Below are 24,394 nucleotides of genomic sequence, written 5' to 3' on the forward strand. Positions count from 1 at the left end.
ATAAAACAGCCGTAATAAATTTGTTTGATTTAACCACCGCCACCGGTATAATGCTATATTGTGCCCGGTTTAATACAAAATAATATGAAAAGATTATCCTTCGTTCTGCTTTGCCTCTCTTTTTTAACCCTAACAGCCTTTGCCCAAAACAAACCCAATTTCTGGGATGATGTTCAGGTGATTAAAAAGTACGATCAAATGTATAAGCCACCTGTAAACCCCGTACTTTTTGTAGGAAGCTCATCCATACGCAAATGGGACGATTGTACTCAGCTTTTTGCTAAATACAATGCCTTAAACCGCGGAATTGGAGGCGCAGTAATTAACGACATCACCTATTATTTAAACGATGTTGTTTTTCCGTATCAACCTAAACAAATCGTGCTTTATGTAGGCGAAAACGACCTGCCTAACGATGCTGTAACACCCGATACGGTATTGAACCGAACCATTAACCTATACAAAGCCATCAGGGCAAAATTGCCAACAGTACCTATTGTATATATTTCGATTAAACCCAGTCCCAGTCGCGATAAATTTAAAGAGAAAGCTGTAGCCTCAAACGCTTTAATCCAAAAGTTTTTTGCTGGCGAAGCCAATACCAAATTTGTTAACATATACCCATTAATGCTCACCAAAAATGGCCAGTTGCGTCCCGAACTGTTTGTTGGCGATATGCTGCACATGAATGCCGCCGGTTACGCGATCTGGAAAAAAGCTGTTAAGCCACACTTGTTGAAAGACTAAACTGAAAGCTTAAAGCAAAAAGACTAAAGCAGAAAACTTGGGTGTTCTTAGGTGTCTGAGGGGGGGTAAAAAATGATTGGTACGATAAATCGTTAAGCTATTTCTTCACGCGTTAGAAACGCGCGCAAGCGGAAATGGACTTAGGTGACATGTCTCTGGCCGGAATTAAAAATCCCGACCAATAGTATGCGCGCAAGCAGGCAATCTGAGGTCGAAATCTAAACACGGCTAACCGGAATTAAAATTATATATTTATTATTGCGTTTTAACCGTCCCCTAACCTAAATGAAGAAACCTCTACTAGCTATATTATTCTTGCTAATTGCTTATTGTGCCCGAACCCAGGTATTATTGGGCATTCCGCAGGTAGTAAATTACAATAACGAGCAGTACAATGGCGGTATTCAGAACTGGGATGTAGAGCAAGATAAAAACGGGATACTCTATTTTGGTAACAACGAGGGCTTACTTACTTTTAACGGCCGCTATTGGAACCTGTTCAGGTTACCCAACTTTACTTCGGTCCGTTCGGTGGGCATTGATTCTAAAAACCGCATTTATGTAGGCGGTCAGGATGAATTTGGTTATTTCTATCCCAATGCACAAGGTGTTTTAAAATATACTTCGCTGCTAAACCTGTTGCCAGAAAACATGCGGAAACTGGCCGATATCTGGGGCGTTTCTATCGTTCGCGATGAAGTGTTTTTTAGGTCGATACATGCTATTTTGCATTATAAAGACGGGGTAATTAAAAGCTATAAAACCAATACCACCTGGCTATTTATGGGCGCTGCAAGAGGCAAGGTTTTTTCGCAATCTTCTGATTCGGGACTGATGATTTACGACCATGAGATGTGGAAGCCATTTTGTGTAGACAGTGCTTTAAACCGCTCGGGTATTACAGCGGTGCTGCCTTATGGTGGCGATACTTTATTGGTTTCGATGTTAAAAAAGGGATTCTTTCTTGTGGTTAACCATCAGTTAAAGCCTTTAAAAACCAGTTTAGATCAGGTTTTTTTAAACGAACGGATTTATTTTACCACTCAAATCAGTCCCGATTTATATGGTGTGGCCACCACTTCTGGCGGGGTGTACATCATGAACAAGCAGGGCAACCTAGTGCAGAAGTACAATTATAAAGAAGGCTTACAAAACAATAATGTAAGGGGAATACTGCTCGATAAGGATAAGAACATGTGGCTGGCCCTCGATGATGGAATTGCCTATGTAGCCATAAACAGTGCCGTTAAAAGCATTTTCCCCGACCGCAATAAGCAAATTACCAGTTACGCTTTTCGTAAATATGATCAGTCTATATACATTGGTACCTCTAATGGTTTGTACAGGGCAAAAATTAATACGGCTATGCCCGATTTAAGCTATTCGCCGGCCAATTTTGAGGAAGTAAAGAACAGCAAAGGGCAGGTGTGGGGGCTGGATGAAATTAACAACCAGCTGCTAATGGCACATGAAGACGGTACCCTGTTGGTAAAAGATAATATCGCGACCCCGCTTTACAGCCTGATTGGCACCTGGATGTACCAAACCATGGATAATGTTTATCCGAGCAAAGAAGTTATAGCCGGTACCTACGCTGGGTTGCAGGAAATAACCTATAATGGAAACCGCTTTGTTAGTGGTGGTAAAATTGCTGGAATTAACGAAACCCTGCGCTTTATTGTTGCCGATAATAATAATCCCGATCAGATCTGGGCTTCGCACCCTTATCATGGCGTGTATAAAATAGAACTAAAGTCCGATCATAAAAGCATCCTGCGTACTATGTTATTCTCCGATCGGGATGGATTGCCTACAAAGCTCTATAATTACGTGTTCCACATTAAAAACAGGGTAGTAATTGCAACCACCAGCGGTATTTTTGAATACAATGCTGCAAGTAAAAAGTTTATCCGGTTTAAGTTGTTAGGTTCGGCACTAAATGGAATTCCCATTCAATACCTCAAAGAAGATAACGACGGCAATATCTGGTTTGTTACCAACAAAAAGGTAGGGGTAATCGATTTTCACAGGCCCCAGGGCAAAAATGCCTTCAGTATTTTATACTTACCCGAGCTAAATGGCAAAGTGGTTGGTGGTTTCGAATCGATATATACACCCGATAGCAAAAACATATTTATTGGGGCTAATAAAGGGGCTTATCACATCAACTACCAAAAATACATTCAGAATATAACCCGGCCAAATGTAGTGCTGGGCACTGTTAAATTAATGGGCAATAAAGACAGTGTGGTTTTTGGGGGCTATTTTGTAAACAAGGGCACTATTGTGGGTAAGCAGGACCTGCACGAGATACCCGAATACGTTTACAGTTTAAATTCGATCCATTTCGAGTATGCCTCTACACTTTTTGAGCACGATAAGAATATTAAATTCAGTTACCAGCTTATCGGCTTTGACAGCGAATGGTCGGCATGGGGTACTAAAAGCGAAAAAGACTATACCAATTTACCTGCCGGAAAATATACCTTTAATATTAAGGCCAGTACAGAGGTAAATAACGAATCGGAAGTGGTGAGCTATACTTTTATAGTACTGCCTGCCTGGTACAATACCATTTGGATGCGGATTTTTTACCTGATCTTAATTGTCATGGCTTTACGACTGATCATCAGGTGGCAAAAAAAGAAACACATTAAGGAACAGGAACGAATGAGCTACTTGCACCAGCTGGAGCTGGATAGGAACGAAAAAGAAATTGTAAGGCTCCAGAACGAAAAGCTCGAAGCTGATGTAAATTATAAAAACAAAGAACTTTCGACCATGACCATGCACCTGGTACAGCGTGGCAAGGTGCTGGCCAAAATTAAAGAAGTAATATCGGCCGTAATTAAAAACCACGATCTTAACGAAAGCTCGCCAAGTTTCAGGCACCTGATCAGGCTGATTAAAGATGTAGAAAAGAAAGACCAGGAGCTTGATCACATGAGCGTGCACTTTAACCACGTAAACACCGAGTTCTTTACGCGGCTTAAAGACCTTTATCACGATCTGAGCCAGAACGATCTGAAGTTCTGTGCTTATTTATCTATGAACCTTTCTTCAAAAGAAATGGCGCAGCTGATGAATGTAACCATTAAGGCTATCGAAGTAGGCCGTTATCGCCTAAGAAAGAAGCTTCAGCTAAAGCCCGAAACCAATTTATACGAGTTCCTGATCGAAATAGCACGCCAAAAAACGCCTTAAACCGGTGTTTTTGTTACAATTGTTGACTTTTTTTGTTAAAAAATTTAAATAGCTGTAAGACAGTTTTTTACAATTCTGTTGTAGGGCTTATGTAGGCCCTTTTTTTCTGTTTTTTAGCCCGTTTGAGGGTTGGTGTATGGTTGGTGTAGTAGTGGTAAATTGTGCTATTGCTCCTCACGTCTCTAGATTTGATTTATGAACAGCAGCCAATAAGACTGTGTTCATGAACTAACCAAATATCATTAACTAAAAACTAATTTCTATGAGAGGAAGATTTACATTCGTATTCTTCATTTACTGTCTCCTGGCTTTTCCGCTCGCCTTATTGGCACAAGACATTCCAGTTACAGGAAAGGTAACAGAGCAAAATGGTTCACCATTACCAGGCGTAACAGTTAAGTTAGATGGAACTACAAAAGCAGCATCGACCGATGCCAATGGTGTATTTACCATTCAGGCTCCGGTAGGGGCAAAGTTAACCATCAGTTTAATTGGTATGGCAGCGCAAACGGTAACTGTTCCAGCAGGTGGCCGTATTAATGTAACGCTTACTGCCGATTCGAAAGACTTAACTGAGGTGGTTGTAGTAGGTTACGGTACGCAAAAGAAAAGTGTGGTAACGGGATCTATTTCAAGTGTAAAAGCCAAAGATTTGGAAACCATGCCAATTAACCGGATCGAGCAATCATTACAAGGCAGAACATCTGGTTTAACCATTGCTAGTGGTAACGGTCAGCCGGGTACCTCTTCAACCGTTCGGGTTAGGGGTTACACTTCATTTGCATCATCAGGTAATAACGATCCGCTTTGGGTTGTTGATGGGGTAATTGTTGATAACGGCGGTATAGGCTACCTGAACCAATCGGATATCGAATCCATTGAAGTGTTAAAAGATGCCGCTTCGCAGGCCATTTATGGTGCACGTGCAGCTAACGGCGTTATTATCATTTCTACTAAAAAAGGTAAAACAGGTGGTTTAAACATCAACTACAATGCTTTTTATGGTACTTCGGCACCAGCTAAAAAATTAGATCTGTTAAATGCTACTGAGTATGCCACGATCAGAAACGAATCGGCAGTAAACGCTGGTAAAGCAGCGCCTTATACAAATCCGGCTGCATTTGGCGAAGGAACCGACTGGCAGTCTGTAATTTTTAACAACGATGCCAGAAGACAAACACATGAATTCAGTGTTTCTGGTGGAAACGACAAAGCCAATTATTACACTTCTTTCGGTTATATCGATCAGGATGGTATTGTGGCCAGTCCTATTTCTAAATGGAACAGGGCCAACGTAAGGATTAACACTACGTTTAAACCAGCAAAATGGTTAACCTTTGGCGAAAACATGGGTTATAGCCATGCAGTATCAAGCAGTTTAGGTAACACCAACAGTGAGTTTGGCGGGCCATTGAGTTCGGCAATTAACTTAGATCCAATTACACCTGCAATTGAAACCAATGCAGCAATTATTGGTGCTTCACCTTATACCTTACCCAATGTTTTAAAAGATCCGGCTACAGGTTTTCCTTACGGTTTATCTTCGGTTGTAGGGCAGGAAATGAGTAATCCACTGGCTTACATGCAAACACGTTTGGGCAATTATACCTGGGACCATAATATTGTAGGTAACGTTTTTGCCGAAATCCAGCCAACATCCGAATTTAAATTCAGGTCATCGCTTGGAACTAAAGTAGCTTTCTACGGCGAAGACCGTTTTACACCATTGTTTTATTTAACATCTTCTAATAAAAACGATAAAGCATCATTTTACAGGGAAATAAATACGGTGTTAAATTATAACTGGGAAAATACGCTGAGTTATACCAAAAACATTGGTAAACACCATGCATTTGCCATTTTAGGTCAGGGTTATTATCTGGATAACAACAACCGTGGCATTAACGTAAACTTTGCCAACGTAATTGCAACCGATTTTTATCAGGGCAATATGAACTATAAGCCAATTGCCGGCGATAGAACCAGCGATGGTAGCGATGGTACACCACATACCATTAACTCGTTGTTTACCAGGGTTACTTATGATTATGATGAAAAATATTTATTTACTGGTATTATCCGCCGTGACGGTTCATCCCGCTTTGGTAGCAACAACAGATTTGGTTATTTCCCTTCATTCTCATTGGGTTGGGTACCGAGCAAAGAAGGTTTCTGGAAAGAAAATAAAGTCATCAACTTCTTAAAAATCCGTGGGGGTTACGGGGTAACCGGTAACGATGCAATTGGCGATTTCAGGTACATTGCGCTGGTACAAAGCGGACGTAACTACTCTTTCGGTACTACTGATATCAGCACCATTGGATGGAGTCCTGCTGCACTTTCAAACCCTGATTTGAAGTGGGAAGAAACCCGCCAAACCAATATCGGTTTCGATTTAACCTTGCTTAACGATTTCAGTTTATCGGCTGAGTATTACAAGAAAAAAACTGTGGGCGTTTTACAAACACCAGATATACCACTTTATGTTGGTGCAGCAGGTGGTGCGGCAGAAAACGTGGGTGATATGCAGAATACAGGTTTTGAGTTTGAGCTTGGTTACAAAAAAAGGATCGGCGAGTTTAACCTGGGTGTTAACGCAAACCTTTCTACCTTAAAAAACAAGGTAACCAGATTATTGCCTGGCAAAAGCTTTATCGAAGATAACGCTCAATCGTTTCAAACCATGGGTAACTTTACCAGAACTGGTTTAGGCAGATCGTTTAACGAATTTTATGGTTACGAAATGCTGGGTATTTTCCAAACGCAGGCAGAAATTGATGCTTACCGCGGTCCGGCAGGCACTATACTTCAGCCAACAGCAAAACCAGGCGATATTAAATATGCCAACTTAGACGGCAATGAAACCATTTCGGGATCGGACAGGACTTACATTGGCAGTCCGCTACCTAAATTAACCTATGGTGTAACCGTAAACCTGGCCTACAAAGGTTTTGATATGGTTATATTCGGAAACGGTGTTGCAGGTAACATGATTTTCCAGGGCTTAAGACGTCTAGATGTGACTTATGCCAACTGGCAGCATTCGATCTTAGATCGCTGGACACCTAACAATCCTTCTACTACAGTTCCAAGAGTGGTAGAAAACGATCCGAACGGAAACAATACCAAATTCTCTAAAAAATATCTTGAAAAGGGCGATTACTTCAGATTGAAAACCCTTCAGATTGGTTATAATCTTCCTTCAAAAATTACACAAAAAATTGGCGCACAGAAACTCCGTGTTTATTTAATGAGCGAAAACCTTTGGACCATTACCAACTATAGCGGCTACGATCCAGAAATCGGTGGTACCGTGTTGGGAGTAGACAGGGGTGTTTATCCGCAGGCACGCTCATTTATGGTTGGTTTAAATGTTGCATTTTAATTTAAGTAGAAGATGAAAAAGAATATTTTATTTTATGCAGCGCTTTTAGTTGCAAGTCAGGAATTGGTTTCGTGCCAAAAACAATTGGACGTAAACCCAAGAGATCGTATTCTGGAGAGCGGTTATTACGTGAACCAACAACAGGCTTTTAATGGTTTAGTGGCTGTTTACGATCAGTTGGGCAATCAGTCGTCGGGTTATTTAACCAAGCTAAATATTTTTGCTTCGGGCTCTGACGATCACTTTGCCGGGGGCGATTCGCCTTCCGATTTGGGCGATTTACAGGCCATGAATAACTATACCGTAAATTCACTTTCGGGTGCGCCGAGTTATTTATGGGGCAAAGGCTTTACTGGCATATACCGTGCAAATGTGTTGTTGAAGAAAATAGAAGGTATAGGCATGGATGCCAACACCAAAAACAGGTATATAGCAGAAGCCAAAGCGCTACGTGCTATCTTCTACTTCGATTTGGTACGTATTTTTAAAAATGTGCCGCTTTTATTAGAGCCTGTAGATAAGGATAACATGTACAATGTGGTACAAGCAGCACCTGCCGATGTTTACAAACAGATTGAAGCAGATTTAAATGCTTCATTAGGAGCTTTGCCTGCTACCATACCCACAGCAGAAGCCGGGCGTTTAGGGCAAGGTGCAGTACATGCTGTTTTGGGTAAGGTTTATTTATGGCAGGAGAAATGGGTACAGGCGGCATCAGAATTTGCTTTGGTAAATGGGGCAGCACCCGGTGCAAGTACCTATGGTTATAAATTGCTGCCTAACTTTGCCGATTTGTGGAAAGTAACCAATAAGTTCAACTCCGAATCTATACTCGAGCTTGCCTACAATACCACCTCAAACATGGGTTGGGGCAATGTGGGTAGCGGCGAAGGTAACGTTATGGGCATTTTGGTTGGCCCGCGTAACTATGTGCCAAAAATTGCTGCACAGGCTCCCGATTATGTTTCGGGCTGGAGCGTAATGCCGTTTACACAAGAATTTTTCGATTTAATTCATTTCGATCCACGAAATAAACCTACTGTTGCCAATTTAGACAGTTTAGAAAAAGCGGGTATTGTAAGCTATAAACATGCCAACGCCAATACTGGTTACTTTGTCGAAAAATTTGCAGGCCGTACCTCAACCAAAGCAGCTGTAGGTCAGCTGGAATTAAACTTTGGCCAAAACATGTACGAAATCCGTTTGGCCGATACCTATATGATGGAAGCCGAAGCCTTGTTAAAAAGTGGCGCAGCAGTTGGTGCCGGTACTAAAGCCTACATCATGTTTAATGCTGTTAGGGCGAGGGTTGGCTTAAATCCGGTTGCGGTTACCATAGATAACATTATGAAGGAAAGAAGGATTGAGCTTGCTGCAGAAGGCCAACGCTGGTTTGATCTGGTACGTTGGGGTCTTGCCGCTTCAAAACTCTCTTCAAAAGGTTTTGTTGCAGGTAAAAATGAAATATTACCCGTTCCGGAAAGAGAATTGGCCAATTCTAAAATTTTACAGAGTAAAGAGTGGGGCGGCTCTAAATAAATTCCCGTCTATATATCCTTAATGTTTAATTGTTACAGGGAGAAAGCAAAGTCTTTCTTCCTGTTTTTTATCAGCTCATCTTTTTTATATGCTATTCACCAAGTCCTTTGGGCTCATAATGGGTTGTGCTTTTACTTTTTCGGCAGCTGTTATGGCACAAAGCCAGCCAGAGGTGTGGTTAACGAAAGCCGACCGTACAGCCTTATTTACCCGGCAAGCTACAGGCTTAAACCCGGTCACTGCTAAAAATAAGCAGCCCACCATTTTTGTAAACGATAAAGAAACTTTTCAAAGTATTGATGGTTTTGGCTATGCCTTAACCGGCGGAAGCGCCCAGCATATCGTTAAAATGTCGGCACCGGCAAGGGCAGCTTTGCTTAAAGAACTGTTTGCAACCAATGGTACCAACATTGGGGTAAGTTACATAAGGTTAAGTATTGGCGCATCCGATTTAAACGAAAAAGTATTTTCTTACAACGACCTTCCCGAGGGGCGAACCGATCTGGAGCAGGCTAAATTTGATTTGGGACCAGATAAGGCAGATGTTATTCCGGTAATGAAGGAAATCCTGTCCATTAACCCTAAAATAAAAATTATGGGTTCGCCATGGTCTCCTCCCTTATGGATGAAAACAACATACGATGCCCGCGGCGGTATGCTAAAACCTGAATATTATGGTACTTATGCCAAATATTTTGTACGTTATGTACAGGAAATGCAAAAGGCAGGTATTCCTATCGATGCCATTACTGTGCAAAACGAGCCTTTACATCCGGGTAATAACCCCAGCTTACTTATGGTAGCACCAGATCAGGCTGTTTTTGTAAAGCAGTTTCTTGGCCCAGCATTCGCAAAAGCCAATATTAAAACTAAAATTATTGTGTACGATCACAATGCCGACCGGCCCGATTATCCAATCAGTATTTTGGATGATCCGGCAGCAAAGAAATACATAGCTGGCTCTGCCTTTCACTTGTATGGTGGTAAAATCGAAGCGCTAACCGATGTGCACAACGCCCATCCCGATAAAAATATCTACTTCTCTGAGCAAATGGTGGTAGAGCAGCCTGATGCGGCAACCATTAATATCGTTAACCCGGTAAAACGCTTAATTATTGGCGCTACCCGCAACTGGAGCAAAAACGTGCTGGAGTGGAACCTTGCTGCCGATCCGCAAAACAAGCCTTATACCGATAGAGGAGGTTGTTCGATGTGCCAGGGCGCGGTTACCATTAATGGTGACAACTATAGCCGGAACCTGGCCTATTTTTCTATTGCCCATGCTTCGAAATTTGTGAGGCCTGGCTCGGTACGCATTGCGTCTAACGAATTAAACGGTTTGGCCAATGTTGCCTTTAAAACGCCCGATGGTAAATATGTACTTGTTGTGGCCAATACAGGCAAAGATGCTGCTGCATTTAACATCAGTCAGAACGGCAAAACATACGCTGCAACGCTCGATAAGGGCGCGGTAGCCACTTATCTCTGGTAAAATCAATCGTCTCAACTATGTTTTTAAAAAAATCACTTTTATATATTTTTCTCTTTAGCAGCATTTCAATTACCGGTTTTAGTCAGGGTTTTTTAAAAGCATCGGGCACAAAAATTGTTGATGGCCAGGGCCGGAATGTGTTGTTGCGTGGCATTGGTCTTGGGGGCTGGATGTTGCAGGAAGGCTACATGCTTAAAATTAATAAAGAAGCGCAGCAATACCGCATCCGCGAAAGGATAACGGAGCTAATGGGACCGAAGCAAACGCAGGAGTTTTACGACGTCTGGCTAGCTAACCACATGCGTAAAACAGATGTAGACTCGATGAAACGCTGGGGTTTTAACTCGATCCGGTTGCCCATGCATTATAATCTTTATACCTTACCTGTTGATCAGGAGCCGGTAGCCGGTAAAAATACCTGGCTCGAAAAAGGTTTTGCCATGACTGATAGTTTACTCAACTGGTGTAAGGCCAATAAAATGTACCTCATTTTAGATTTGCATGCAGCACCGGGAGGGCAGGGCAACGATTTAAACATTGCCGACCGCGATCCGTCAAAACCCTACCTGTGGGATAGTGAAGCTAATCAGGAGAAAACCATTGCCCTTTGGCGAAAACTGGCCGAGCGCTATAAAAACGAGCCCTATATCGGGGCCTACGATATTATAAACGAGCCTAACTATGGTTTCAGCAATCCCGAAGAAGATAAAAATGGAACCAAAGAAAAGGTAAACGCCCCTTTGAGGAAACTAATGGTAGAGATTACCAAAGCCATTCGCGAGGTAGATCAGCAACACCTTATTATTATTGAAGGGAATGGCTGGGGCAATAATTACAATGGTATTTTCCCGTTGTGGGATAAAAATATAGCCTTAAGTTTCCATAAATACTGGAATTATAACGATCAGGCTTCGATTGCACATATTATCAAAGCGCGCGATGAGCAGCAGGTCCCCGTTTGGCTGGGCGAAACAGGCGAAAACTCTAACGTTTGGTTTACCGATGCCATACACCTGTTAGAAAAAAATAATATTGGTTGGTCGTGGTGGCCTTTGAAAAAAATCGGCGTAAATAACCCAATGGAAATTAAATCGAATCCCAATTATGATGCCCTGGTTAAATACCTGAATAACGGTGGCAACAAACCTAAAGATAGCAACGTGTACAGTGGCCTGATGGAACTGGCCATTTATTCGAGGTTAGAAAATACGATCATCCACCGCGATGTAATCGATGCGATGATTCGCCAGCCTTTTAGCAACGAAACTAAACCCTTTAAAGCCAATTTGGTTAAAAACAAGAGCATTATTTATGCTGTTGATTATGATTTGGGTAAAAACGGTTTTGCTTATTTCGATACCGATACGGCAGATTATCATACTTCAACCAATAAAAGATCGGCAGGAAACCGGGGCAGGATTTACCGCAATGATGGTGTAGATATTGCCAAAGATTCGCTCCAGTACGAAAAGTATTATGTAAACCATATCGAAAAAGGGGAATGGCTACAATACACGGTAAACGTTGCCCAAAAAGGGAATTATACTTTAAAACTCAATATTGCTGCCGATCAGGATGCTGGCAGGATAAGCATTTTAATTGATGGTAAAACTGTAGTTAAAGCAGTAGCTGTGCCTAATACAGGTGATGCGAAAAAGTTTGCCACATTCGAAATCAAAAACCTGGCACTAAAGGCCGGTAAACAAAAAATTAGGATACTGGCCGCAGTTGGCGGTTATAATTTTAGTTATATTCAGTTTGTAAAATAAAAAGCTAACAACATCTTGAAAGGTATAAAACGGATCCTGACTATTATAGGGGCGATGGCGGTAGTCGTCTTTATCCTTTCAAGATGCATGAATACGGCCGTCCGGTTACCAAAGGATATCAGAGGCGAAGCTTATATCGGGGCAGCTACCTGTGTAAAATGCCATAAAGAAATTACGCAATCTTACCTACACAATACCCATGGGTTAACCTCTAAACCAGTGGCCGATATGGAGTTGTTAAAAGTTTTTGCGCCCGATTCTAATGCCTTTAGTTTCGATGCGCATCAAAAGGTAGTGGTTGAAAAACGGGCAACGGGTATTTTTCAGGTAGCTTATGTAGCTGGCAAAGAAGTGCGGGCCCAAAGGTTCGATATGGTATTCGGCTCGGGCGAGAAAGCCTATACCTACGCTTATTGGAAAGGCAAAAAGCTTTACGAACTGCCGCTTTCGTATTTTTCGGCGATCAGGAACTGGGCCATTAGTCCGGGTTTTACCAAACAAACCTTTTATTACGACAGACCGATTGGTAGCCGTTGTTTAGAATGCCATGCTTCGTATGTAGAGAAAAAGGTGACTCAAACTTCGGGTATTTCTACCGATGAGGAAATGGAGCGTGCTGCATTGATTTACGGTATAGATTGCGAGCGTTGCCACGGACCGGGCCGGCAACATGCGGTTTTTCACCTCGAAAACCCCGAAGAGAAAACTGCAAAATTTATCACCATTTATAAAACGCTCAGCAGAAAACAAAAGATGGATGCCTGCGGGGTATGCCACTCGGGCAATTCACTGGTTGCCCAAAAATCGGTTTTCGGTTTCCAGCCCGGCGATAATTTAGATGACTATTATGCACAAGATTTTGCAGGTTTTGGCAGTGCCGATCCCGATGTGCATGGTAACCAGACTGAAATGCTGAAGGGGAGCAATTGCTACCGCAAAAGCGAAAGTATGACCTGCCAATCGTGCCACAATACACACGAAAATATTAAAGGCAATTTAAGTATCTACTCGCAGCGCTGTATAAGTTGTCACCAAACCACCAGACACAGCAGTACCACGCTTGCAAAAGGATCGCTCAGCACCAATTGCATCGATTGCCACATGCCCAAAACTCCTTCCAAACTCATCACTTTTCAGCAGGCTGGCATAGATCAGGTAAGCGCTTATATGTTGCGCTCACACCATATTGGCATTTATCCCGTTAATAGTAAGTAAACCAATTTTCGTGGCAGTAAATGCACAATGTTCTCATAAAAAGAACTTTGAATTCGTACATTTGGTTTCCTTCATCTTAGATAGTTGCCGATATGCTCATAAAAAATTACTTTGCTTTATTTTCCCTTCTTCTTTTAAATACAGTTGTTTTTGCCCAAAGTAAATTTACCCTTAGTGGTACCATCCGCGATGCCGGCACCGGCGAAACATTAATTGGCGCAACAATAAAAGTAATTGGCCCTACAACCGGCGCAACCTTAACCAATGCCTATGGCTATTTTGCCTTAACCCAGGTAGAAGGAGAGTATACCGTATCGGTTAGCTACACCGGGTATGCGCCTCTGGTTAAAAAAATCAATTTAACAAAAGATACCAAATTAAACGAAGAATTAAAGAGTGCCAACGATTTGGCCGAAGTAACCGTGAGTGCCAATAACCGCAAAAACGAAAATGTTAAAAGCGCGCAAATGGGCCTTGAACGGGTTGATATGAAAGCGTTGAACGCCATTCCGGTTCTACTTGGTGAAAAGGATATTCTGAAAACCATCCAGTTGCTGCCCGGCGTAAAATCGGGTGGGGAGGGTAATACCGGTTTTTATGTGCGTGGTGGCGCTGCCGATCAGAACCTTATTATTCTCGATGAGGCTGTGGTGTACAACTCGTCGCACCTGTTGGGATTCTTCTCTACCTTTAACGCCGATGCCATTAAGGATGTAAGCCTGTATAAAGGCGGTATGCCTGCCCAGTATGGCGGCCGTTTATCGTCTGTTTTAGACGTGAAAATGGATGATGGCAACAATAAAGAGTTTAAATTTCAGGGTGGTATTGGTTTAATTGCTTCGCGTATTAAAGCCGAAGGGCCTATTGTTAAAGACCGCGGCTCGTTTATGGTAAGCTTTCGCCGTACCTATATCGATTTATTTTTAAGGGCTTCACCAGATTCGTCGGTAAATGGGAGCACGTTGAATTTTTACGATATTAACGCCAAGGCCAACTATAAAATAAATGATAAAAACACCATCTATATTTCGGGTTATTTTGGTAAAGACAATATAGGGGTGAAGGATTTGTTTGAGAATAACTGGGGTAATGTAACCACTACAATCAGGCTAAACCATATTTTTAACGACCGTTTATTCTCTAATACCTCGTTAATTTACAACAATTACAATTACACTGTTCGCCTGCTTAACGATGCCACTAATTTTAAGGCCACCTCGCTGGTACGCGATTTTAATTTTAAAGAAGATTTTCAATACTTCAGCAACAAACACATTTTAAGATTTGGATTAAATGCTACGCAACACCGCATTTCGCCGATTGATATTGATAGCGATGTAGCCTCGCAGGTAAATTCGCTTACGCAGGAGCGCCGCTATGGAATAGAATCTGCCGCTTATATTTCTGATGAATGGAGCGTAAACGAACACCTTAACTTTTTGTATGGTGTAAGGCTGGCTGCCTTCTCTTTAATGGGCCCCGGTAATTTTAATAATTACAATGCGGCTGGCGAAATCATCTCTACAGAAAGTGTGGCTAAGGGCAAGTTTTACAAAAACTATTTCAATCTGGAACCCCGTTTTTCCGTGAGCTATCTTTTTAACGAAGAAAATTCAATTAAAGCATCGTATAACCGCAATACGCAAAATGTTCATATTTTAACCAACGCTACTTCAAGTTCGCCAACCGATCAGTATGTGTTGAGCAGTAACAACATTAAGCCTGAAATTGCCGATCAGGTGGCTTTGGGCTATTTTAAAAATATTAAAGAAAATACTTACGAGTTATCGGCCGAGATTTATTATAAGTGGTTGCAAAACCAAATCGATTATAAAAACGCGGCCCAGTTGCTGGCTAATTCAAATGTAGAATCGGAGCTGTTGTATGGTGTTGGTCGTGCTTATGGATTGGAGCTGTTCTTCAAAAAAAAATTTGGTAAGCTGAATGGTTGGGTAGGTTATACCTTATCGCGTACCGAACGCAAATTTACCGAATTAAATAACGGTAAATATTTTCCGGCTAGGCAAGACCGCACGCACGATATTTCACTGGTTGGAATATATAACATGACCAAAAGGTGGACTTTTTCATCAAGCTTTATTTACAGTACAGGTAATGCCGTTACTTATCCGGCAGGTAAATATACCGTTGGGGGGCAGCCGGCTTATTATTATACCCAACGCAATGCAGGCCGTATGCCTTACAACATGCGTTTAGATGTAAGTGCAACACTAGAAGGTAAGAATAAAGGTAAATACCAATCGAGCTGGAATTTTGGTATTTACAATCTACTGGCCAGAAAAAATCCTTATTCGATAGAGTTTATCACCGATCCCGACAATCCAAACAAAACGGCTGCACAGCAAACCTCATTGTTTGGGCTTATTCCATCTATAACCTGGAACTTTAAATTTTAATCCATGAAAACACTAACGATATATTTTGCCCTTTTTACTTTGTGCCTGGCTTCCTGCAAGAAAATTATCTCTATCGATACTGAAAATGCGGCACCTCAAATTGTAATTGAAGGCATAATTAACAACCAGTTGATTGATCAGGAGATTAAAATCAGCAAAACGATTGGTTATACCGAAGAAAATGTTTTTCCGAAGGTTTCGGGCGCTACGGTAACGGTTACCGATAGCAAGGGAAATAAGTTTGTGTTTAAAGAAGGCACTAAACCGGGTACTTACATTAACCGGATGAAAGGCGAGCCAGGAGTTACCTACAGCTTAAATGCAACAGTTGAGGGACAGAACTATACCGCGAGTTCTAAAATGCCCAATGTGGTTAAAATGGATTCGATTGGGATAATTAAAAACACTTTTTTTGGGCGTGACCGAAAAACAGCTGCTGCATTTTTTACCGATCCGGTTAACGAAGTAAATTTCTACCATTTTAACCTGTACGTAAACGATGTACTTTCGCGACGTTTTTATGCCAACAACGACCGTTTAACAAACGGTAACGACTTACGGATTCAGCTGTTTTTTAAGCCCAACAACGATCATGATAGCGATGAACTGAATACCAATGATAAGGTGAAGATTGAAATGGAATGTGTTGACAGCAATATATTTGATTATTGGTATGCGCTGAGCCAGCAGGCGGATCGAGGACCTAACCAGGGTACTACGCCGGCCAATCCAACATCGAATATTTCGAATAATTCACTAGGCTATTTCAGCGCAAACACTTATCAGGTACTTTCGATTACAGTAAAATAACTATAATCAAAAACTCCTGGTTGGATTTACTGTTAAATTAATATGAAAGTATTTATAAGTGGCAACATTGCTCCGGTCGGTTTAAAACAACTGGAAGAAAACGGTATTACCATTACCCAATGGAAAGAAAACCGGCAAATTACTGCCGAAGAACTAATTGAAGCCTGTAAAGATCATGATGCTTTGATTAGTGTTGGCCCCAATAAGCTTAATGCTGCTTTTTTAAATGCCTGTAGTCATTTAAAGGTTATTGCACTACATTCGGTAGGTTTCGATCAGGTTGATGTGGCTGCAGCTAAACGTTTAAATATTCCTATTGGTAATACACCTGGCGTTTTAAGTGCCGCAACTGCCGATACTGCTTTCTTACTGATGCTGGCTGTATCGCGTAAAGCCTTCTTTTCCTGCCAGAAAATTATCAGAGGCGAGTGGAAAAACTATGAACCCAGCCCCGAACTGGGCATCGAATTAAATGGTAAAACCCTCGGGATTTTTGGTCTGGGCAAAATAGGTTTAGAAATGGCCAAAAAATGTGCCGCCGCTTATCACATGGAAGTGATTTACCATAATCGCTCGCAAAATACAGAAGCTGAACAGGAAATTGGTGCTAAATACGTCTCATTCGAGGAACTTTTAGCGAAAAGCGATGTACTTTCGGTACATACTGCCTTAACTCCCGAAACCAAAGGTAAATTTACTTTTGATGTTTTTAGCCAGATGAAATCCAATGCTATTTTTATCAATACGGCAAGGGGGGGCATTCACAACGAAACGGATTTGATCCGCGCATTAAAGGAAAAAGTAATTTGGGGTGCTGGACTTGATGTTACCAATCCCGAACCTATGGATAAAACAAACCCTTTACTAAGCATGGAAAATGTTGCTGTTTTACCACACATTGGCTCGGCAACTGAAGAAACGAGGGCAGCCATGGCTAAAATTATTGTACAGAATATAGTTGCCGGATTGAAAGGGGAGCAGTTGCCTTTTGAAGTAAGAGGTGAGATGTAAGACGGAAGATGTGAGAGGTATGATGGAAGGTGTAGGATGTAAAATGGAATATGTAAGATAGACTTTCCATCTTACATATTACCTCTTATATTTTACTTAACTGTGTACTTAAACACCGATCTGCCTAGGTTTCCGTTGGCATCTATACCTTCTATAATCACTTTGTATTGTCCTTTTCCATCAGCGTTATAATACTCGAAAGAGGTGTTGCCGGTTGCATCGGTAACTACTTTAGGGTTCCAGTAAATGGTAGTTCTTAAATCGTTTCGGTTCATGCTTGCAGGCACATCGTAACGCGGCGAGTAGAATTGCTTTTCTTTGTTATAGCCTTGTGGCGAGAAAGTAAGTTCGTAGTATTTAGGCAACATATCCATCAGTTGCGCTTTGGTAATCTTGGTTCCTTTAGGTGCTTTTTTTTGGTTAAATACAATAACACCGTTTACATTGTTGGCACGGTTAACCAGGCCTAAATCGTCTCTTAAAAATACCTCAACCGATTCGAGTTGGTTGGCATCGAGTGTATTGATCTGGTTCACATCCACGTTCATTCCGTTAATGAAAATACCCATCGGAATTTTTTTGCCCTGATTGTAATCGCGGGTTACATAAAAGTTATTGTCGGCAAAAGTAACGCCCGCCAACATACCTTGTAAGCAATTAATCAGTAAACCACAGCCTTTTAAACGATCGCCAGAAATTTCATGATCGGCCATTTGACTAAGCCCCGACAAGGAAGGATAATCTTTATGGCTTACTTTCGGAATTACAGCAGCCTTAATATTTACATCTTTTAAGGTATGTAGGTAAGCATACTGGCGTTTGCTGTTATCCAGATAAGAAGTTAAGGCACTGTCGATATTTAAAACCTCTTCGGCTGCACTGAAGTTACGGGTTAACGTAGGGACTGGTGCACCGTTTAAGCTTAAGGTCATGTTTTTATAGTTAACATTGTACTTAGCCGTAACAGTAACTTTCGATGAATCGTTAAATACGAGGTTCGAAAATTTAAAGTTCCCTACCGGATCTGTAGTGCCTTCCAGGTTAAAGCGTTTATCTGGGATGCTCAAAAGCAAGGCTCCCTTTCTAACCGGAATTCCATTATTCTGCCTTAAAATTCCCGAAATTTCAATTCCTTGTTCAGGAAGGAAATCAATTTTAGGCAGTTTGTTGGCAATAATATCGGTGTATTTAAAGCTGCGGTAACCCTGTGTAAGTAACAGCACATCTAAGTCTGCATTTTTCTTGGCATCGGGCGCATTGAAATAGTAGTTGGCTTTTTCAATATAACCTTTAACATCGCTGCTTAATAAAAGTCCGGTTAAGATGGTACTTGTTGCATCTTCGCTTGATGGTACTTTAGTTTCATCTACTACTGCTACAGAGAAGCTACCCTCAACAGGTGCACCATCTTTTTTAGCTGCAACATTAATTTTAACCTTTTTCTTAACGCCGTAAGTAGTTGCAGCACTGGTTAAAGCTACGGTCATATTATTTTTATGCTGTACAAAAACAAGTCTTTCGCTAAGCGGTTTACCATGTTCGTTAAACAGGGTTAGCTGGGCAATTCCGGTCGGGAATTTCAATTTAGGTATGGTAGTATTGTATTCTTTGTTCGATAGGGCTGTTTGTGCGCCGTAGCAGATTACCCCTTTGCTTTGGGCAATGAGGTAAAGTTTTTTCCCCTGGTTCTCTGCAAAAAAAGCTTCGTTTGCAGCAATTTTAATTACCACATTATCGACATTGCTATTATCCACATTAAGCACTACACCATTAGTAGTTACAGCAGGTAAATTATAGCTTTGTGTGGTACCATCGGCATAGGTTACAGCAGCTTTATAGGTTTTTCCGGCTTCGGCAGGTAAATTAAAACTACCCATGCCTAAATGTTGATCGCTGAAAGTAGCCACGCTTTTGCCTTCACTATCGGTAACAGTGCCTTTGGCGCCAATGCCTAAGCCATCGCTTTTAATGGCTTTAAAGGCTACCTTGTTTGTTAAACCGGCAACTAAATTTCCTCCCTCTGGGAAAAACTGAAAATCTTTGCTCAAAATGGCATTTTTTAGCGGGAATGAGCTACTGGCTACGTCTTTATCTGTAGTGTTAATGCTGGTTATCAGCTCGCCTTTTTGCAATTGATATTCGGCTTTCTGCGCATTGGTCATAGCAATGGTCAGGTAACCATTTGCATCGGTAGTTCCGCGGCCTTTGGCAATTACTGTATAACTGGTTACTACCTGCCAGGTTACATTTTTATTGGCATAAGGTTTATTGCTGGCATCCCTGAACTGCACGCGTGCATCAATTTTTTCCTGCTTATCTGTAGAGAGATTTTTGTAGGTAATATGGGTTTTAACTTCTTTATCAATAGCTTCACCAACATAAAAAGTTTTGTTAAAATAGGCGGGATCCAGGCTGTTGAGCATCCATAAAGTATAAGCCCGAACGTGGTAATTACCTTGTTTATAATTCAGCTGATCTAAAGGGAAACTACCGTATGCAAATCCGCCTGTAATTGGGAGTTTTAAGGTTTGGACGAGCGAATCTTTCTGGTTAATTATATCCACATAAATAATTTTACTGATGCCCGATAAGAAATTCTGGTTTTCGGTAACATAGGCTTTAAACCAAACGGTATCTGCAACCGCATAATAAGGCTTATCGAAATGAAGATAAATTTTTTCGTTTGGATAATCAGTTAAAACCTTATTGGTTTTGGTGATAATGGTATTTATACTTACAGTATCGGTTTGGGCCGATGAAGAAAAATTTAGTGCTAACAGAAATGAAAGTATAATAAACGATAATCTATAAATCTTCATGAATTGGATGTTAAATGCTAATCCTGTAAATATATCCAATTATCAATAGAGCTCCTAAATTGTAAGGAGGTTTAACATTTTTTTACAAAAGTTTATTATTGCTCATGGGCATTTCCTAAAGAGTATGGCTTTAGCTAAGTATTTTTAACGTGGCTTTGCGATAGAATCGAAGGACTATTACTGCACGCGTTGGAAACGCGCGCAAGCTCACGTCTGTCCGTAGTGTTCCGAAGGACACTACGGATTGCAGCATAGAATAGCGTCTCCGACTCACTCTATAATCATTGAGTTGTAAACTCAATCTTATTCAAAAATCCGTAAAGACGCTACGCTTAACTCTACGGAAAGTATCTGAAAGATTGCTGCAAACAACACAGGCCACTAATTAGCGGCCCGTGTTAAAAATATAATGGTGTTTACCTTTTAATTTAATTCGATTAAGAATTCTTCTTTCGGAGAACGTACCTTTTTAAGGTTAACCAACCAGTCGCCTGCTTCGTCTCTATGACCTAATGGCAATAGGGTAACGCTTCTTAACCCTTTTTTATCTAAACCTAAAAGTTCGTCTAAAGCTGGTCCGTTAAAGCCTTCCATTGGGGTGGCATCTACTTTTAGTAAAGCAGCTTCTGCAATAGCAACACCAAAACCAATATAAGCCTGACGTGCAGCATGGTTAAAGTTTTCTTCAGCACTTCTCGATAAAATCATGCCTTTAAGTTGTGCTTTGTAAGCATCGGTTCCGTTTTGTGGTAAACCACGTTCAGCATTCATTCGGGTAAATACAGCATCAATACCTTCTTCTGTATAATTTTCGTTTGCAGCAAAAATTAAAAGGTGCGATGAATCGATAATCTGAGATTGGTTATAAGCAATCGGTGCAATTTTCTCTTTTAACTCCTGATTGGTTACAACAATAACTTTAAATGGCTGTAAGCCTGATGATGTTGGTGCCAAATGCGCAGCTGCAATAATTTTATCAACCTTTTCTTGTTCAACGGGTTGACCATTCATTTTTTTAACGGCATAACGCCAGTTTAGGGCATCTATTAAACTCATATCTTTTGATTATTTTTTTAAATTTTACGAAGCAAATATGGGGATAAGCTTTTTGCCAACTGTTGATGTATGGTAAGAAAAAATATTTTTGAGCGAATTGTATTGCTGCTGATATTTTTAAATGAGAGAATGAGTGCGGTTTGAATGAGAGAATAGACGTTGAATCACTCTATAAATTTAATCACTCTCTAATTCAATCATTGAATCACCCCTAATCCAAAAACCTCAAATCGCTGCGTACCGGAAAGTGATCGGATAGTTTGGCTTGCGTAATTTTATAGTTAAGTACTTCCAGTTCTTTAGAGGTTGCGATATAATCGATCTGGAAATTAGGGAATTTACCATTATAGGTTTTGCCAAAACCATTACCTTTTTTAATGAAGCTGTTGTTGAGTCCAGCAGTAATTTGCGTAACCACATACGAGGCAGGGGTATCGTTAAAATCGCCAGCTATTAAATAAGGAGTTTTGCAGCTTGCCATTTCCTTTTTCATAATATCAACCTGACCGCTCCTTTTATAGAAAGCTCCTTTTAGCATTCTTAAAATGCGTTTCGAAGGCTGCAATTCGGTATTCATTTCTTTTACCTTATCCAGGTAATCGTAATCTTGCTTTTCGAAAGAAATGGATTGAAAGTGTACATTATATACCCGAAGGGCTTTGCCTTTAATATTTAAGTCTACATAAATACTCATGTTGCCCGAATAACCATCAACAAAAGGGATCTTGCCCGAATCTTTAATCGGGAACTTTGAAAAAATGGCTAAGCCTGTTGCTTCGTAATCGTTACGGTTGGTAGGTACAAAGTAATAGTATTTGGTATTTAGCAGAGCCTTTAAGCTGTCTACTGTATCAAAAGCACCTTTGTAACGTGTAAAAAACTCCTGAAAACAAATGATATCTGGATTTTGATCTTTAACCACCTGCAGCATTTTCTCTTTAACCGATTCGGTATTGTCTTTTCCGTAAAGCTTAAAACTGTGCACGTTGTAGGTCATCATTCTGATGCTGTTATCGGCTTTTTTGATAGCACCTTCATCGCCGCCTAAGGCAAAAGTTGCTTTTAAGGTTTTAGCACCAATGGCAATAGCAAGAATGGTTACCACGGCAAAGATCCATTTTTTGCTCAGGAGCCACCAAACCAGAAAAATGATATTGCAAAAAAGAACATAGGGATAGGCCAAACCAAAAAACGCAATGATGGCGTGTTTGCGTGGATCCATATTTCCGGCAAGTACACCCAAGAGCAAAGCTACTGCCAGTGCAACCGCAATGGGCAAAAGAAGCTTGTCGAGGAAATTATACCGTTTCTTTTTTGTCATTAATCTTTACTTGCCTTAAATAATTTTTCTTTTTCCGCTGCCGTTAATTTGTCGTATCCTGAAGTAGATATTTTATCTAAAATGGCATCAATTTCCTGTTGCGAAACTCCTTCCTTAAATGCTGTTTTTTTAACAGGTTTATCGTTTCTAACTACTTTTAATTTAGGTTTACGCTCAAATAATTTGCTCCAGTCGTTTCCGTTTTGCAGGCTTTTAATGTAAAAGAAGCCCAGCAAGGCACCCCCGATATGTGCAAAATTTCCGCCGGCATTTGCCGATGATAAACCTATAAACGAAATGAGGAAGTAGGCTATTGCTACCCATTTAATTTTGACTTCGCCAATAAGCAACAGCATAATGGTATAATTGGGTACTAAGGTTGCGGCCGCGACCATAATCGCCATTACTGCTGCAGATGAGCCAATAACAGTTTGTCCCAGTAAATTATCGGCAAACACTGGAATGGTGTTTAAACCTACTACGTAAATTAGGGCTCCGGCTAAACCACCAGCAAGGTAAACAAAGTGGAATTGTCTGCTTTTCAGGAAATTCATGAATATACTGCCGAACCAAAACAAACCCAGCATATTAAACAGAATGTGAAGAATCCCGTCGTGAAAAAACATATAGGTGAACGGGGTATAAAAGCGTTCTGCTAGTTTAGAAAGGCTGGAGGGTAAGCCAACATACTCTCTAACCAAATCATCAATACCTAATGTTGATTTGCTAAAAAATGCAAGCACACCAATAATAGCAGTGATCAAAAACAGGATTACATTAATGCCAATGTAAAAAAACAAGGGATTGCCTGATTGAAAAATCTTGTACTTTAAATCTTGAAACGTATTATTCATAGAGCGTATAAAATGTATCGTTCTTGTCTTTCCATATTTTAACCAGTATAAAGCCGATTAAAGCACCACCCAAATGCGCGTAATGGGCTATAGAATCGCCTTCGAACTGAGCAACACCTAAAGATAGTTCTATTAAAATATAAATTGGAATAATGTATTTAGCTTTTACCGGTACGGGAATAAACATAATCAGTAATTCGGCATTTGGATACAACATGCCAAATGCGACCAGTAAGCCAAAAATGGCTCCCGAAGCACCTACCATGCCACCATAATAAATGCTGCCCAATGTTTGGGCTTGTCTTTCCGATTGGATCAGTTTTTCCCAACCATCAAACATGGTAATATGGCCGATAATCTGATGTACTTCATATGCCTGTACTACCCATTGTAAGGCCAATGCGCCTAATCCGGTAACAAAATAAAATATGAGGAATTTTTTTGCACCCCAGCGCGATTCGAGGATACTGCCAAAAGAATATAAGGCAAACATGTTGAAGAATATGTGCGCAAAACCACCATGCATAAACATATAAGTAATGGGCTGCCAAAATCTGAATTTGGGAGAATCGAAATAGAAAACTGCAAGTAAATTATCTAAATGAAGATTAGGAAGCAATAGCGTAGCTGCGAAAAATAAGATGTTAATAATCAGCAGGTTTTTAACTATTGGAGGGATATATATGTTGTTCATTTAATTTTAAAAATTGGTTAATCTGCTAACTGTGTTTAAAGGTTGAACTGGTTAATTGTTT

General features: G+C 40.7%; 15 protein-coding genes. 10 read left to right on the plus strand and 5 right to left on the minus strand.

Translation table 11 applies throughout. The annotated features are described in order from the left end of the window. Positions 1–84 precede the first annotated feature (84 nt). From DBR40_RS20625 to DBR40_RS20670, 10 genes are all read left to right on the plus strand, one after another. A complete protein-coding gene (locus DBR40_RS20625; RefSeq protein WP_124561643.1) occupies positions 85–747 on the plus strand; it encodes a GDSL-type esterase/lipase family protein in 663 nt (220 codons plus the stop codon). A 285-nt stretch (positions 748–1,032) separates the two neighbouring features. Beyond that, a complete protein-coding gene (locus tag DBR40_RS20630; protein ID WP_124561644.1) occupies positions 1,033–3,951 on the plus strand; it encodes a triple tyrosine motif-containing protein in 2,919 nt (972 codons plus the stop codon). Positions 3,952–4,213: 262 nt separating this feature from the next. Continuing rightward, on the plus strand, positions 4,214–7,336 hold the full coding sequence (locus DBR40_RS20635) for a SusC/RagA family TonB-linked outer membrane protein (RefSeq protein WP_124561645.1): 3,123 nt from the start codon (positions 4,214–4,216) through the stop codon (positions 7,334–7,336). A gap of 12 nt (positions 7,337–7,348) precedes the next feature. Beyond that, on the plus strand, positions 7,349–8,875 hold the full coding sequence (locus tag DBR40_RS20640; RefSeq protein ID WP_124561646.1) for a RagB/SusD family nutrient uptake outer membrane protein: 1,527 nt from the start codon (positions 7,349–7,351) through the stop codon (positions 8,873–8,875). Between the two features lie 88 nt (positions 8,876–8,963). Then, a complete protein-coding gene (locus tag DBR40_RS20645; RefSeq protein WP_124561647.1) occupies positions 8,964–10,367 on the plus strand; it encodes a glycoside hydrolase family 30 protein in 1,404 nt (467 codons plus the stop codon). A gap of 17 nt (positions 10,368–10,384) precedes the next feature. Continuing rightward, positions 10,385–12,136 carry a cellulase family glycosylhydrolase gene (locus tag DBR40_RS20650; RefSeq protein WP_124561648.1) on the plus strand — a complete coding sequence of 584 codons (1,752 nt, stop codon included), beginning with the start codon at positions 10,385–10,387 and terminating at the stop codon, positions 12,134–12,136. An 87-nt stretch (positions 12,137–12,223) separates the two neighbouring features. Next, the gene (locus DBR40_RS20655) at positions 12,224–13,351 is read left to right on the plus strand and encodes a multiheme c-type cytochrome (RefSeq protein WP_158674092.1); all 1,128 of its coding nucleotides are present in this window, start codon (positions 12,224–12,226) and stop codon (positions 13,349–13,351) included. 92 nt (positions 13,352–13,443) lie between these two features. Next, on the plus strand, positions 13,444–15,768 hold the full coding sequence (locus DBR40_RS20660; protein ID WP_124561650.1) for a TonB-dependent receptor: 2,325 nt from the start codon (positions 13,444–13,446) through the stop codon (positions 15,766–15,768). 3 nt (positions 15,769–15,771) lie between these two features. After that, a complete protein-coding gene (locus DBR40_RS20665; RefSeq protein WP_124561651.1) occupies positions 15,772–16,578 on the plus strand; it encodes a DUF4249 domain-containing protein in 807 nt (268 codons plus the stop codon). Between the two features lie 42 nt (positions 16,579–16,620). Next, complete coding sequence (locus DBR40_RS20670; RefSeq protein WP_124561652.1) at positions 16,621–17,589, plus strand: 2-hydroxyacid dehydrogenase; 969 nt, start codon at positions 16,621–16,623, stop codon at positions 17,587–17,589. Positions 17,590–17,681: 92 nt separating this feature from the next. Here DBR40_RS20670 and DBR40_RS20675 read toward each other — a convergent pair whose 3' ends face one another. The 5 genes from DBR40_RS20675 to DBR40_RS20695 all read right to left on the minus strand — a co-directional run bounded on the left by DBR40_RS20675 (position 17,682) and on the right by DBR40_RS20695 (position 24,333). Then, the gene (locus tag DBR40_RS20675) at positions 17,682–20,408 is read right to left on the minus strand and encodes an Ig-like domain-containing protein (RefSeq protein WP_158674093.1); all 2,727 of its coding nucleotides are present in this window, start codon (positions 20,406–20,408) and stop codon (positions 17,682–17,684) included. Positions 20,409–20,831: 423 nt separating this feature from the next. After that, positions 20,832–21,464, minus strand: coding sequence for a nitroreductase family protein (locus tag DBR40_RS20680; RefSeq protein ID WP_124561653.1), 633 nt, complete (start codon positions 21,462–21,464; stop codon positions 20,832–20,834). A gap of 211 nt (positions 21,465–21,675) precedes the next feature. Continuing rightward, on the minus strand, positions 21,676–22,785 hold the full coding sequence (locus DBR40_RS20685; protein WP_124561654.1) for an endonuclease/exonuclease/phosphatase family protein: 1,110 nt from the start codon (positions 22,783–22,785) through the stop codon (positions 21,676–21,678). Next, positions 22,785–23,639, minus strand: a complete 855-nt coding sequence (locus DBR40_RS20690; RefSeq protein ID WP_124561655.1) for a rhomboid family intramembrane serine protease — start codon at positions 23,637–23,639, stop codon at positions 22,785–22,787. Before DBR40_RS20690 ends, DBR40_RS20685 begins: the two co-directional genes overlap by 1 nt. Continuing rightward, positions 23,632–24,333 (minus strand): rhomboid family intramembrane serine protease, encoded by a 702-nt coding sequence (locus DBR40_RS20695; protein ID WP_124561656.1) that lies wholly within the window; start codon positions 24,331–24,333, stop codon positions 23,632–23,634. Before DBR40_RS20695 ends, DBR40_RS20690 begins: the two co-directional genes overlap by 8 nt. Between the last annotated feature and the right edge of the window lie 61 nt (positions 24,334–24,394).

Origin of the sequence: Pedobacter sp. KBW01 (genome assembly GCF_003852395.1) — a bacterium.
Lineage (GTDB): Bacteria > Bacteroidota > Bacteroidia > Sphingobacteriales > Sphingobacteriaceae > Pedobacter.

Excerpts from the sequence above, each read along its gene's own strand:
- DBR40_RS20625 (WP_124561643.1), top strand. The coding sequence starts at position 85 with ATGAAAAGATTATCCTTCGTTCTGCTTTGCCTCTCTTTTTTAACCCTA.
- DBR40_RS20630 (WP_124561644.1), top strand. The coding sequence starts at position 1,033 with ATGAAGAAACCTCTACTAGCTATATTATTCTTGCTAATTGCTTATTGT.
- DBR40_RS20635 (WP_124561645.1), top strand. The coding sequence starts at position 4,214 with ATGAGAGGAAGATTTACATTCGTATTCTTCATTTACTGTCTCCTGGCT.
- DBR40_RS20640 (WP_124561646.1), top strand. The coding sequence starts at position 7,349 with ATGAAAAAGAATATTTTATTTTATGCAGCGCTTTTAGTTGCAAGTCAG.
- DBR40_RS20645 (WP_124561647.1), top strand. The coding sequence starts at position 8,964 with ATGCTATTCACCAAGTCCTTTGGGCTCATAATGGGTTGTGCTTTTACT.
- DBR40_RS20650 (WP_124561648.1), top strand. The coding sequence starts at position 10,385 with ATGTTTTTAAAAAAATCACTTTTATATATTTTTCTCTTTAGCAGCATT.
- DBR40_RS20655 (WP_158674092.1), top strand. The coding sequence starts at position 12,224 with ATGAATACGGCCGTCCGGTTACCAAAGGATATCAGAGGCGAAGCTTAT.
- DBR40_RS20660 (WP_124561650.1), top strand. The coding sequence starts at position 13,444 with ATGCTCATAAAAAATTACTTTGCTTTATTTTCCCTTCTTCTTTTAAAT.
- DBR40_RS20665 (WP_124561651.1), top strand. The coding sequence starts at position 15,772 with ATGAAAACACTAACGATATATTTTGCCCTTTTTACTTTGTGCCTGGCT.
- DBR40_RS20670 (WP_124561652.1), top strand. The coding sequence starts at position 16,621 with ATGAAAGTATTTATAAGTGGCAACATTGCTCCGGTCGGTTTAAAACAA.
- DBR40_RS20675 (WP_158674093.1), bottom strand. The coding sequence starts at position 20,408 with ATGAAGATTTATAGATTATCGTTTATTATACTTTCATTTCTGTTAGCA.
- DBR40_RS20680 (WP_124561653.1), bottom strand. The coding sequence starts at position 21,464 with ATGAGTTTAATAGATGCCCTAAACTGGCGTTATGCCGTTAAAAAAATG.
- DBR40_RS20685 (WP_124561654.1), bottom strand. The coding sequence starts at position 22,785 with ATGACAAAAAAGAAACGGTATAATTTCCTCGACAAGCTTCTTTTGCCC.
- DBR40_RS20690 (WP_124561655.1), bottom strand. The coding sequence starts at position 23,639 with ATGAATAATACGTTTCAAGATTTAAAGTACAAGATTTTTCAATCAGGC.
- DBR40_RS20695 (WP_124561656.1), bottom strand. The coding sequence starts at position 24,333 with ATGAACAACATATATATCCCTCCAATAGTTAAAAACCTGCTGATTATT.